The sequence below is a fragment of the Bacteroides nordii genome, from assembly GCF_019930665.1.
Classification (GTDB): Bacteria; Bacteroidota; Bacteroidia; order Bacteroidales; family Bacteroidaceae; genus Bacteroides; species Bacteroides nordii.
This window is the reverse complement of sequence record NZ_CP082886.1, coordinates 3,387,107-3,401,577: the sequence shown is the minus strand read 5'-3', so window position 1 is coordinate 3,401,577 and position 14,471 is coordinate 3,387,107. Positions and strand designations below refer to the sequence as shown.

The 14,471-nt window shown below is 39.1% G+C and carries 6 protein-coding genes; all 6 read left to right on the top strand.

The window, feature by feature from the left end; all coding sequences use genetic code 11:
- Positions 1-349 precede the first annotated feature (349 nt).
- Genes K8P02_RS13485 through K8P02_RS13460 form a run of 6 tightly spaced genes read left to right on the top strand, consistent with a single transcriptional unit; the run spans position 350 to position 14,443 of the window.
- On the top strand, positions 350-2,875 hold the full coding sequence (locus tag K8P02_RS13485) for a fasciclin domain-containing protein (protein ID WP_223381378.1): 2,526 nt from the start codon (positions 350-352) through the stop codon (positions 2,873-2,875).
- Between the two features lie 24 nt (positions 2,876-2,899).
- Positions 2,900-6,214, top strand: a complete 3,315-nt coding sequence (locus tag K8P02_RS13480; protein ID WP_195349989.1) for a SusC/RagA family TonB-linked outer membrane protein — start codon at positions 2,900-2,902, stop codon at positions 6,212-6,214.
- Between the two features lie 44 nt (positions 6,215-6,258).
- On the top strand, positions 6,259-7,815 hold the full coding sequence (locus tag K8P02_RS13475) for a RagB/SusD family nutrient uptake outer membrane protein (protein WP_122201838.1): 1,557 nt from the start codon (positions 6,259-6,261) through the stop codon (positions 7,813-7,815).
- An 11-nt stretch (positions 7,816-7,826) separates the two neighbouring features.
- A complete protein-coding gene (locus K8P02_RS13470; RefSeq protein ID WP_002562471.1) occupies positions 7,827-9,644 on the top strand; it encodes a fasciclin domain-containing protein in 1,818 nt (605 codons plus the stop codon).
- Positions 9,645-9,679: 35 nt separating this feature from the next.
- Positions 9,680-11,239: a fasciclin domain-containing protein gene (locus K8P02_RS13465; protein WP_007487024.1), complete on the top strand. Its 1,560-nt coding sequence runs from the start codon at positions 9,680-9,682 to the stop codon at positions 11,237-11,239.
- A gap of 42 nt (positions 11,240-11,281) precedes the next feature.
- On the top strand, positions 11,282-14,443 hold the full coding sequence (locus K8P02_RS13460) for a SusC/RagA family TonB-linked outer membrane protein (protein ID WP_223381375.1): 3,162 nt from the start codon (positions 11,282-11,284) through the stop codon (positions 14,441-14,443).
- Positions 14,444-14,471 lie beyond the last annotated feature (28 nt).

Genomic DNA, 14,471 nt, shown 5'->3' with positions numbered 1-14,471 from the left:
TAAATGAATATTACAAATGTATACAATTTAGGTGTAAATGTCCATTTTACCTCTAAAAAGGTGGGTGAGTGTACATTTATTATAGTATATGGTGGCTTTTTGTCCTATTGGAGTTTTATTTCTTCCTACTTTTGTTCTGTGAAATTAATCTAATAATAATTTGTTTATATGAAAAATGCAACTTAGTAAGCCAACTTCTGTAAAGTCCATTTATGGATTCAGTATTTCGATATCCTTAGTTTATAATTGATAAACGTTTAATACTATAAAAGAAATGCATAACAAATTTAATCGAAAGCGATTCATAGCTTTATCGCTTTTTTGTGTGAGCTTATGTTATTTATGTCTCGTGTCGTGCAAAGACGACTATTATTATGACGAGAAAGAACCCGATTTCTTAAGAGGCAATATCTACGATTATTTGAATGAAAGTGGCGAATTCACTTATTTTATTCGTCTGATTAATGACCTTAATTATAAGGATGTATTACAAAAGACCGGAAGTAAAACTCTTTTCCCGGCAAAGGATGAAGCATTCAAGCGCTTTTTTGAAACAAACACGCAGGGCATTAGAAGTTACGAGATGCTTTCGATGCCGATGAAAAGAATGATCATGAACTCGAGCATGATCAATATGGCATATCTATCGGGTATGCTTTCCAACCTGACCGTGTCAGGTGAAGGTCCCGCGACAGGGCAGACTTTCCGAAAACTCAATGCAAGTACCTATCTTGACAGTATCGCATTTATTAAAGATCAAGGATTATTTGAGAACTCTTATTGGAATCGTTTCTCAGAGAAAGGAGGGATTTATCTGGTGGATGACGAAAGTTCGTCACCCTTAGTTTATTTTACACCAGAGCACATGATGGTACAGGGAGTGACCAAGGAAGATTTCTCTATATTGAATAATGGTAGAAACTATGAAGATGGAGATGTCTATGTAAATGGGGTAAAAATAATAGAGAAGGACATTATTTGTAAGAACGGGTATATACATGTTATGGAAGATGTGATACTTCCGGCAAAAAACATGTCGCAGTTGATTCGGGATAACGGTGAAACGAATCTGTTCAATCAATTACTAAACAAATTTAGTGCACCTTATTATGAAGAAAATGTTAATAAAGCGGTGCATAATTTTTATGACGGTTTTAGCAATGCCGTTCTTCCGAATGCAGATTCTATTTTTGTGAAACGTTATTTTACAGTAGAAAACCGACTGGATCCAGCAGAAAAGTGGATGGAAAGTTATGGTTTGTTGTACTATGATCCAAGTAATAATGTGTATAGTAGCGAAATGGATATGGGCGCTATGTTTGTACCCACGGACAAGGCTATGAATGAGTATATCAATAGTGATAAAGGGCGCTATTTGAAAGAGGCTTATGGAAGTTGGGAGGATATACCGACTCCGATTCTTGCCCTGTTTCTGAAGAATCATCAAAAGAAGTCATTTATGAGTTCGTTGCCTCACGCATGGCCGAAGTTAACCGATGAATCGAGCTTTAAAATGGATATCTCTATTGATAATGTGAAAAAAACTTATCTGGGTTGTAACGGGGTAATTTACATATCCGATAAGGTGTTTCCGCCGATTGATTATCAATGTGTATACGGACCTACTTTGACAAGTGACCACACGCAGATCATGAATTGGGCGATACAGGATGGAACTATGCGTTTCTTCTTATACCTGCGTTCCATCGAAAATATGTATAATCTGATTGTACCTACCGACGAGGCTTTACAAAACTACCGTGATCCGGTTGCTTGGGCAAAGGGAGTAAGCTATCGTGAAATATGGTCATTTAGATATGTACCTGCTGATAACATGGTGTTTGCCGATGTGTATAAAGCAGATGCAGCTGGAAATAAAACGGGAGCTATTTTGCGGACAGTGAAGAATCAAAATAGTATCATCAATCGTTTGAATGATATTCTTGATATGCACATCGTAGTGGGTAATAAGGATCAGAATGTAATGTCGGGTTATATTGATGACGGAAAGACGAATTATGCACTTACCAAAGGTGGTACTATGCTGAAGATCAGTGGAGAAGGGAAAAACTTACAGATACAGGGTGGTGGAGATATAGAAGTGAATGTAAAGCCTGCTTCGATTGTTATCAATGAAGTGACCGGAATGCCCAGCCGTTATGATTCTGATAACGGACGTACTTATTTTGTGGACCGTGTTTTACAAGATCCTGTTAAATCTGTATATAACGTATTGGGTGAGCACAATGAGTATAAAGCATTTTTTGACCTCTTGCAAGGGGATGACCGTGTATTTAATTATTTTAAGTCTGATAAAGACATTGTTCCGATTTTCGATATGAAGAAGACCTCCGGAAGTATAGGTTTGGGATATGTAGTGAATTCGTTCAATAATTTCCGTTATACTGTTTTTGTCCCAACCAAAGAAGCGTTGGAGAAAGCATTCAGAGAAGATCCTAACTTATTTGACTGGGATGAAATCTATGCTGAAGAAGATCATGACGAAAAGAAGAAAAAAACAATCTACCTATTGAATTTTCTCAAATATCACTTAATGGATAATCTGGCTTTTGTAGATGATAAGGCTCCTATGGTAAATATGAACTTTGAAACGGCTGCACGTAATCCGAGTGGTAAATTTCATAAGTTGACATTGAATACCCAAGGTGGTAGTTTAGAGATTAAGTGCCAGGCTACCACTTCAGACGGACAACCGTTGAAGGCTAAAGTGATAACAACTACTGAAGGAGTATACAATCTGATGGCTCGTGATTATATTGTCAATATTCCCAGTCTGTCTGGTGAGGAAACTTCAATCCTTGCTTCTTCACGTTCTGTTATTCATTTAATTGATACGGCATTAAGGTTTGAATAGTCAAAAAAACAATACTACTAAATTATGAATATTGATAATATAAAAAGCATATTGCTGGTTGTCTTTTCTTGCTTGTCAATGACTGTGGCATCACAATCTCAACAGCTGGTGATAACAGGAAATGTCTCTTCCGACCTGGAAGGGGAGATTATTGGTGCACACGTAACGGAGGTAGATGCCAACGGACGTATTGTAAATGCTACGATAACGGACTTTAGCGGAAACTTTTCACTTTCTATAAAGAGTGTGAACAACAAACTTAAGGTCAGTTTTGTGGGATACGATCCTGTCGAAGTTTCTATTAAGGATAAGCGCAGGTTTAATATAAAGATGAAGGAAAACGCAGTGCTTGATGAAGTTGTGGTAACAGCGAAAGCAATGCATTCGGACGGAACACTGGCAATACCTAAACGAGAGGTATCGGGTGCGATGCAGCATATCAGTATGCGTGATCTTGAAGATATGTCAGTAGCTTCTATTGATGACGCATTGCAGGGGCGTATTGCGGGATTTGATATATTGGGAAACTCCGGTGACTTGGGCTCCGGTTCATCCATGCGTATTCGTGGTACTACTTCAATCAACTCAAAATCCGAACCATTAATCGTATTAAATGATATACCTTTCGAAAATAATGTGGATGACTCTTTTGACTATACATCGGCAGATCAGGAGCAATTTGCGAATTTGTTGAATATCAATCCGGATGACATCGAAGAGATTACTGTTTTGAAAGACGGTGCTTCTGCTGCTATCTGGGGGTCAAAGGGAGCTAATGGGGTAATTCTGATTAAAACGAAAAAAGGTGTTAAAGGTCCTACCCGGGTTCAGTATTCTTATCGTTTTTCCGGAGCCCAACAACCCCGGGGATTAAAAATGCTTAATGGAGACGACTATACAATGTTAATGAAACAGGCCTATTTTAATCCTTTTCAGGACGAGTATGCAGCAAATATTCCTGAATTCAATTACGATCCTACATTTGCCGAATATCAAAACTTTAATAATAATACGGATTGGGTGAAAGCTATTACTCAATATGGATTCACACATGACCATTATGCAACCGTTTCCGGTGGTGGAGACAAAGCCACTTTCCGTGCATCTCTTGGATATTATTCCCAATCGGGAACTGTGATTAAGCAAAATTTGGAACGTTTCACGAATAGAATGTATCTGGAATATCAGGTTTCGGATCGTATTAAGTTTATTTCAGACTTTTCAATGACATACACTGATAATCATAAGAATTATGCTAATGATGTGGGTGATGGAGACAATAAGGAGAATTTGCTTAGTATGGCTTATCGTAAAATGCCTAACGTATCCATTTTCCAGCAAGATGCGAATGGAAATAATACAGATATCTATTATAATATACCACAATCGTCCTCTTTGGATAATTCTCAGAAGGATTTGATGAATCCGGTGGCGTTGGCAAATCTGGCATTCAACAATCAAAAGAATCTTTATATTGTACCTACTCTGCGTTTGCAGTATGACATTATCAATCCGGAAAAAGCTCAATTGCGTTATAACGGATATGTATCTTTCAATATTGAGAATACGAAAGAGTCAAAGTTCCTCCCCAAGGAAGTAACGTCCAAATCATGGAATGATGAGACCGTGAACCGTGCTTATATGAAGGAGTCTGAAGGATTGTCTATTCAGAGTGAGCAGAAAATAACATGGATTCCTCGTTGGGGAGATAATCACTCTTTGTTGGTATCGGCTGTGTGGCAGATGAATTCCGGAAACTCACAGTATCAGGAATTTGAGAAATACGGATTACCTTCTAACTCTATAACAGATGCAACTTCCGTAGGTTTTGACAAAGCTTTTAATAGTGGAGCCGGACAATGGCGTTCGTTAGCAATTATGGGTAGAGCACACTATACGTTTATGAACCGTTATACAATCGATGCAACATTCCGTCGGGATGGTAGCACAAAGTTTGGTTCTAATAATCGCTGGGGAGATTTTCCCGCCGTATCGTTGAAATGGAACATGGCCGACGAATTATTTATGAAACCTCTGAGAGCTGTTATTGACGAGTTAGGTATTCGTGGTGGTTGGGGTATTACCGGTAATCAGCCGGATAGAGAGTACCTGCACTTCAGTCGTTATAATAGTAGCTGGGGAGGTGGGAATAACAACTATATAAATATACCTACTGTGAAGCCGTCATCTATTGAATTGTCGGACCTTAAATGGGAAAAGGTAACCTCTTATAATCTGGGAATTGACTTGCACCTGTTTAATTCTAAGTTGGTATTCGATGGAAACATTTATAAGCGTAAGACGGAAGACCTGTTATTTAAGGATTTGGGTATACCAAGTTCTTCCGGATTCGGTTCACTGTCTTATGTCAATATCGGTGTGATGGACAACACCGGTTGGGAGTTGAGTATCTATACCAATAATCTGATTAAAACCAGAGATTGGAAGGTGGATTTTAATGTTAACTTCTCTAATAACAAAAATAAAATTGTAGAATTGTCACCGGCTGTGCTGAATGCATACAATAAAGATTTCAACTACGATAATGGTTCTTATTTGACACGTTTACAAGAAGGAAACTCGTTTGGTTCCATCTATGGATTCCGCTATAAAGGAGTTTATCAGTATGACAAGTATGAAGAGGGACGTGGCGGAACTGCTCCTGTGGTGAAAGATGTCAATGGAAATGTGGTAAAAGATGCGAATGGAAAACCACTTCCTATGTATTTTGACTATTTCAACTTAGGTAATAAGAGATACCAGTTCCGTGGCGGCGATGCTATTTATGAAGATATAAATCATGATGGAACCATTGATGAATTGGATATTGTTTATTTAGGAAACTCTAATCCGAAGTTAACCGGAGGTTTCGGTACGAATATCACCTTTAAGAATTTCTCTATCAGCGCGTTTTTCAATTTCCGTTACGGAAATAAAATCGTGAACTATGCGCGTATGGATGCGGAAAATATGCATTCTAATAATAACCAGTCCATTGCTGTAAACTGGCGCTGGCGTAAAGATGGTGATGTGACAGAAATGCCTCGTGCATTGTATAACTACGGTTATAACTACTTGGGAAGTGACCGTTTTGTAGAGGATGGTTCTTTCCTTCGATTTAAAACGTTGACCTTTAAGTATAATTTCAGTCCGAAATCATTAAGGCGCGTATTCCTCAACCAATTGTCTTTCTATCTGACTTTGAACAATTTGGTGACATTTACTAAATATACGGGTGTAGATCCGGAGGTAGGTATTGAGAGCTTTGGTCTTTGTGCGGACAGGAGCAAAACACCTCGTTCTCAATATTTTACTTTTGGCGTTACTGTCGGATTTTAATAACAGGAGTTCAATTTAATGATTTGACCAAATTATAGACAAAAATGAAAACAAAGAAATATATATTGCGTATAGTTATGATGGCTTTATTGGGAGGAACATTCGCATCCTGTGAAAGCTGGTTTGATATACGTCCCAAGTCGGAGACTGTTTTTGAAGATTTCTGGAAAGATGAAAACGATGTGCTTAGCATGGTGGGTTCATGTTATCGTGGAATGAATGAAACCGGATTTATAGAGCGTGCCATCGTTTGGGGTGAATTGCGTTCGGACAACGTAAAAGCCGGAACAGGTAAATCCGATCCGATCAGGGATATTCTGAATATTAATTTGAATTCTTCCAATTCATACACTTATTGGGGAGAATATTATAGTGTAATTAATTTTTGTAACACAGTGATTAAGTTTGCTCCGGAGGTACAGGCGAAAGATCCGAACTTTAAACGTGAGAATCTGGATGTTTATATTGCTGAAGCAAAAGGAGTGCGGGCATTATGCTACTTTATGCTGTTACGTACTTTCAGAGATATTCCGTTGATCACTGAACCGTATGCGGATGACAGTTTACCTTTTGAAGTGGAACAGGAGAATCCTGATAATTTATTGAATTTCCTGATCGATGATTTGAAGAGTGTAGAGAATCAGGCTGCGGACGAGAAGACGTGGAGTAATCTGCTTTATACAAAAGGACGTATAACAAAGAATGCCATACGTGCTCTTATAGCCGATATGTATCTTTGGAAGAACGATTACAATAACTGCATTATTTATTGTGATAAGGTGTTGGCCAATCTCGGACAGCTTCAGTTGGAAAGCTCACGGGTGTATAATGAATCTGTTTACTATTTGGGAAATTCAAAAGAGAGCATTTTTGAGTTACAGTTCAGTCTGAAGAATTATCCAAATTATGCGATGAATGAAATGTATGGAATGTTTGGAGGGCGTGCGGGACAGGATATGCATAAATTGTCGCCATACAACTTTGAATCAATGAGTCCTTCGCTTTTTGAACCCACTGACTTGAGAGGGAAAGATGCTTTTTTTAGTACCGCAGGCTCTTCTTTTATAGCCAAGTATATGGCTTTGAGGGTAGAAACTTCTTCGAGTACAGTCAGAGAAGGTGACTATGTCTTCAATGCGGAGGCTCCTAACTGGATATTTTATCGTTTGGCGGATATTTATTTGATGAAAGCGGAAGCTTTGGTAGAGATAGGAACCGATCTGCAGGGAGCTCTCGATTTGGTCTCTAAGACATTCGATCGTGCCAATCCGGATTTGGGAAGTGGTTCATTGTCGATTTCTAACTATAACACGCAGAGTGCCATGAGAAACTTAGTTTTTGATGAGCGTCAAAGAGAATTCCTGTTTGAGGGTAAACGTTATTTTGATTTATTGCGTAGAATCCGTAGGGAAGATGGGAAGCCTGCCAATGTGGTGAATGCTTATCTGCTTAAGAAATATAGTAAACTGGATAATACGACTACAAAGAGTAAACTGAGTGAATTAAATGCTTTGTATATGCCGATTAATGTGGATGAGCTGAGAGCAAACACTGCATTAAAACAAAATCCGTTTTATGTAACATCATCAAATATCGAATAAAATCAAGCGTTATGAAGAAAATAAAATATTCAATATCGGTTCTTATTCTCTTGCTATTTGCAACTATATTGGTGCCCTCCTGTGTGGACGACAATGTAGAAGGGGATGCATTCTATACGTTTACGGGAGAAACAGTTGCTTCCTATTGTAGCAACCGAACTAATTTTACCGTTTTCAATCAGCTTATTAATGATTCCGGAACCTCTTCTTTATTGTCCAGTTACGGACATTTCACTTGTTTCATGCCTACGGATTCTGCTTTTCAGGAATATTTCAAGGCAAAAGAAATTACCTATAATGATTTGACGAAAGAAGATAAGTTGCAGATTGTTTATAATCATGTTATCAAAAGTGAGCTAACCAATTATGCGACAGAAACATTTCAGGAGGGTTCACTTCCGGAACCCAGTATGAGCGATCGTTTTATCAATATATCGTTTGCAGGATTTACGGAGGGGAATCAGACAATTCTGGTTAATCAGGAAGTGCCTATTTTGCGGAAAGATATCGAAGTGCACAACGGAATTATTCATGTGATAGGAAATATTGTAGACCCGTCTAATGCCTATTTGACTGGACTTATGCAGGATAAGGACTATTTCAGTCTGTTCTCTCAGGCTCTTGAAAAGACTGGGATGTGTGATTCGATCATGAAAGTATACGATCTCACTTATGAAAAGCCAACAGCGGATTTGGTACTTGGTGGAACTACATTTAAGTATCCGGAAATGAAAAAATATGGGTATACCATATTCGCTGAAACAAATGAGGCTTTCAAAAAGGCAGGCATAGAAACTGTAGAAGAAATGGCTGAGTATGCTACCCGTTATTATGGGAATGAGGATGCCAATGATTATACAAGTAGAAAAAATGCTTTGAATAAATTTGTATCCTATCATATGCTGGAAAGACAGATGTCTACAAATGATTTTCTGTATTCGGGGGCAGCAACGTCTCCGGGTGCTGAAAATGAGAGATTTGAATATTATGAGACGATGCTTCAATACCGGATGATTGAAATAAAATCGGGGAATAGGCTGAACACACAAAAGGATGGTACTCATGTTAGTATCAGTGATTTTCAGAGCAATCTGAATGGATTGAACGGATATGTTCATGCGTTGAATGAGATTCTGGTGTACGATAAAGACATTATGGAGAATGATGTGTTAAATAAACGTATTCGTTTTGACTGTTATTCCATTCCTCCTCAGTTGACAAATAATAACATACGTTGGAAGATGATAGATAATTCTCATACCTTCACGGCTGATTATTGCGGGGATTATTTTCATTTCACCAATGATACCAAACTAAAACTTTGGGCAAGTGAAGGATGGACCAATTATCAGGCGGACGAAATGGTTATGTCCGGGTGGTACGACTTCACGTTAAGGATGCATCCGGTTCCTCCCGGAACTTACGAAATCAGATTGGGATATCGTGCAGAGACATGGCGTGGAGTAGCACAATTATTTATTGATGATGAAATTGTGGGTATTCCGGTCGACCTGAGAATTGTTGGTACTGATCCTCGTGTAGGTTGGGTAGATGATGACAAAACAACTGATGAAGGAGTAGAAAATGATAAGATGATGCGAAATCGCGGCTATATGAAAGCGCCGAATTCTATTTATAGTTTGAATGGCCCCAAGACATTGCGTCAGGATAATATGAGTCTTCGTATTATTATCGGTACGTTTACTTTCCAGGATTACGCTCCGCACTATTTCAGAGCGAAGAATGTGGAAGCTGACAATCTTGAATTCCATTTCGATTATCTGGAATACGTACCGGTGAGCTATATTGATAAAGAAGGGAAAGATTGATACTAAAAGAGGAATAAATAAAAAAATATACTTTTATGAAGAATACCATAAAAACAGCGTTTCTATTTGCTGTGCTCTTTGTCTCTTTCATGATGTATTCGTGTAAGGATGAATGGAACGAACATTATGACCGGGATCAAACGCTGCCGGATCAAAACCTTTATGAATTAATAAAAGAAAGCAGTTCATTATCGAAGTTTGCCAAGCTCATCAAAGTGGCAGGATATGATACATTGCTCGTTTCAACTCAGACGTTTACTGTTTGGGCGCCCAGCGATGAGGCGATTGCAGCAGTGGATGAATCGGATCTGGAACAGGTACGTTTGTTGGTTAGTAATCATATTGCACGTTTCAATCACTCTACTTCGGAACCGGATTCTAAAGTGATACGTATGATAAACGGTAAGGTGTATTATTACTCTCATCAGGATGGTTTGACTTTTGGTGGAAGTAGCTTGATATCGAAAGACCGGCTTGCCAAAAATGGTATCTTGCATACAGTAGACAAGCAGATTGTATATGCTCATAATCTCTCTGAATACATTACGGCTCAAAGTAATACGACTAAAATAGCCTCGTTTATTTCGAGATATCTCAAGGAGATACAGGAAGAACAGGGGTATGATACGATCACGACTTGGTATAATCCTTTGCTGGAGGATAAACTGTATGGTTTAGGTAATATTTCTGCCGAAGATTCTGTTTTTACGATGATTATTCCGACGGATGCTGCCTGGGATGCTGCTTATGAACGGATCTCTCCTTATTTTAATGTTTATAATACAGATGCTGATTTGGCAGATTCGATTAAGAGAATACAGACTTCACTTGCCATTATCAATGATCTGATTTATAGAGAAAGAATCAATGATCCGGCGGAGTATACGACATTGACATCAACATCGGGAAGTATCATTACAGATGTTAACAATCTTTTCAAAGGAACCAGCCGGGTGAATGCTTCTAACGGTGTGATTTATTTGGCAGATGAAATCAGGTATGATAATACTGAAACGTGGAATAAGCCCATATCAGTGGAATGTGAAGAACAGGAAGGACGTGTAACTGGAAGTTATACCAGCATTTATACTCGTACGGTAGGGACGAATAGTGGGATAGGAGAAATTAGCGGTAACCGTTATATTGAGGTACAGCCAACTAATACTTCTGCACAGCCTTATGTTATATTTGATATTCCGGACGTACTTTCCGGTAAGTATGATATCTATGCCGATTTTATACCGGCTGTTATTGACGGAGAGTCTTTTGCCAATGACAGTACCAAGCTTTCTTTCCGCATTACGTATATGAATGCCCAGGGTAAACTGACACCCAAAACGATTAAATCTGATGAATTTGTGACCAGTGGAACCAAAAAAACAAGAATTAAGGTAGCCAGTGAATTTGAATTCCCAGTCTCGAATTATTATGATCGTTTGTGGATGCTTGATGAGGAAAATAGTTTGCTTCCGAAAGATGTGACGACGAATTTCAGAATAGATACAAATGTGTCAAAAACTGAACTCAGTGCTAATATTTTCACTCGAAAATTCCGTGTTGACAGGATTGTTTTTGAACCCATTCGTAATAAATAGGAGCAGTGATCAATGAAAAAGATATATTTAAATATGAGATTTATGCTTAAACCGATAGGTCTATGCTTGCTTATGACAATAGGTGGCGGTGCTGTGCTGGCTCAGGAAGCTGACTCCACAGCGGTTGCCCAGGTAAAGGTTGAACAATATAAACATATTGTGAGAGGACAGGTGGTAAGTTCATCTACGAAACAGAATTTTGCCGGAGCCAGAATCAGTGTGGTAGATACGAGAATCACGACAATGACCTCCGATGACGGAATGTTTGAACTCAAAGTGCCTCATACGAATGTGACATTGGCTGTTGATGCTCCCGGTTATCTGCCTCAGATCATTTCAGTGAAAGGACGTAGTAACGTTAATATACAGTTGTTGGAAGACACAGAGGCAAGCAGTTTTTATGATAAAACGGTTTTATCGGCCAATAAGGCGAGCGTGGTAACAAAGGTTACACCGTCGATTGCAAGTATTGACCAGGATTTTTCAACTCGTCTGAGTGGAGAATTGCGTTCTGTATCACATTCCGGAGCAACGGGAAATGGGGCGGCTGTTTTTATTCGTGGATTGAATTCTCTGAATATGAAGGCTCAGCCTTTGTATATCGTTGATGGGGCGATATGGCAGATGCAGGAAGGAATGGCTTCCATTCATGCTGGATTCTTTAATAATCCGCTTGCATTGATTGATCCCAACGATGTGGAAGATATTACAGTGTTGAAAGATGGAACGTCTATCTATGGCAGTAAAGGTGGTAACGGTGTAGTGATTATTAATACAAAACGTAGTAAGAGTATGGCTACTGATATCTCCGCCTTTATGTCTTTGGGGTATCAGTCTCCTTATAAGACGATTCCCGTGATGGGAGCGGCAGATTACCGGTTGTATGCATCCGATGTATTAAGCGATGTGTATGATAACAGTTCGCTGGTTAATAATTTGCATTTTCTGGATGATGATCAAACGAAGTCTTACTATAAAGCGAGCCATAATAACACGGATTGGCTGAAGCTGATAAATAAGGGAGCAATGAGCCAGAACTATGGTATCAGTGTGAAAGGTGGAGATGCAATTGCATTGTATGCTTTCTCTGTAGGATATAATAAGAGTGAAGGGAATATTGAAAATACAGATTTTAACCGTTTGAACGTACGTTTTAATTCGGACATTCATCTGACTGATAAATTGAAGTTTCTTTTCGACATTGCTTTCGCGCAGTCTGAAAATAATATGCGTAACGATGGTATTGATGAGATTGCTTCACCGTCTTACCTGTCACTGATCAAGTCGCCGGTGTATAGTCCTTATCAATTTAACCGTGATGGCTCACAAAGCACAAAATTGAGTAGTGTAGACGAGTTGGGTGTTGGTAATCCGATCTCTTTGGTCGATTTAAGTGTAGGGCTTTCTAAGAAGTATCGTTTTAATATCAATGCTCTTCCGTCTTATTCTTTTACGGATAAACTGAAGGTAGGATTGATGTTCAGTTATACGTGGGATAAACTGAACGAAGAGTATTTCAAGCCGTCGGAAGGTTTGGCTGAACAGCCATTGGTGAATGAGAACGGAGAAATATATGCCTACTCGCGCAATATGGTTAAAAACTCCATGGCAAAGCAGACTTCGATTCATTGGAACGCCTTTGTTGATTGGTCTCCGATACGTAACAGTGTTCATAATTTGGATTTGACCGGTGGGTATCGCTTCTTTTCTGATAATTTGGAGTCAAACTACGGTGAAGGGCATAATACCAGTTCAGATCGTATGAACAGCTTGTCGAATACAACTTCCAGCTTGCGTAGTACTTCTGGTACTACAGAGAATTGGCGATCTATGTCTTGGTACTTTAATGCGGATTATAAATATCAGAACCGTTATTTGCTAAATGTAGTTGCTGCTATGGATGCTTCTTCACGTTTTGGTAAAGAAGCTGAAGGTGCTCTCAAAATGGGTGGGCTTGCATGGGGGATTTTCCCTTCTGTGTCTGCCGGATGGATTGTTTCGTCCGAAGAGTTTATGAAAGACATCTGTTTTCTGGATTTCTTGAAGCTGGATGTTAGCTATGGACTTTCCGGGAATGATGACCTGCAGAATTATGCTACTCGTTCGTACTTCAACTCTATAAACTTTATGGGAAGTGCCAACGGCCTTATTCTTGCTAATTACAAGAATGACAAACTGAAATGGGAAACCACGGGAAAAGCAAAATTCGGTGTGGATCTCAGCATGTTCAATAACCGTTGGTCAGTTAGAGCAGACTTTTTCACTTCTACTACCAAAGATTTATTGATACGTAAGCAGCTCCCTGAAACATCGAGCCTTGAGTATTCATTGACTAACGATGGTAAATTGAAGAATAAAGGATTTGAGATTGCAACGAACATACGTATACTTAATCTGAGAAGTTGGCAACTAGACTTCGGTGCGATGTTGGGACATTATAAAAATAAAATAGTTTCACTGGCAGGTGGTTCATACACCACAGATTTTCAGGGAGCCCGGATTCTTACTGCCGAGAATAGTCCTGCGGGAGTATTCTACGGATACAAGACTAAAGGTGTTTTCAGTACCAGTGAAGAAGCGGCTGCAGCGGGATTAAGTCTTCGTTCCGAATCGGGAGAGCTTATTCCATTTAGTGCCGGTGATATGCGTTTTGAGGAGGTAGTGGAAGATCATATCATCAATGAGAAAGATCTGCAGGTGATTGGTGATCCTAATCCGGACTTATACGGAAACTTCAATTTCAATCTGCGGTATAAGAATCTGACTCTTGAAACGCTGTTTACCTACTCTTATGGCAATGACGCTTATAACGGACTTCGGGCTAATTTGGAGTCTGGTAGTAATATCTATAATCAGGCAACAAGTATGCAAAACCGTTGGGTAGCCAATGGGCAGAAGACCGATATTCCTCGTGCTGTATACAAGGACCCTATGGGGAACTCACGTTTCTCGGATCGTTGGATTGAGGATGCCTCTTTCTTGAAATTCAAGACCTTGTCTGTATCTTACAAAGTACCACTGAATTTGTCTTATCTTCAGGAAATTACAGTGTGGGGAACCGTCAACAACCTGTTTACTCTCACAAAATATAAAGGTGCGGATCCTGAATTCTCTTATGGTAATTCGGTATTGTATCAAGGTATAGATGCAGGTCTTACACCCCAATCCCGCTCTTTCCTGATAGGAGTTAGAGTTAATTTATAATAACCTTTAGTCTGTAAAAAAACATAAG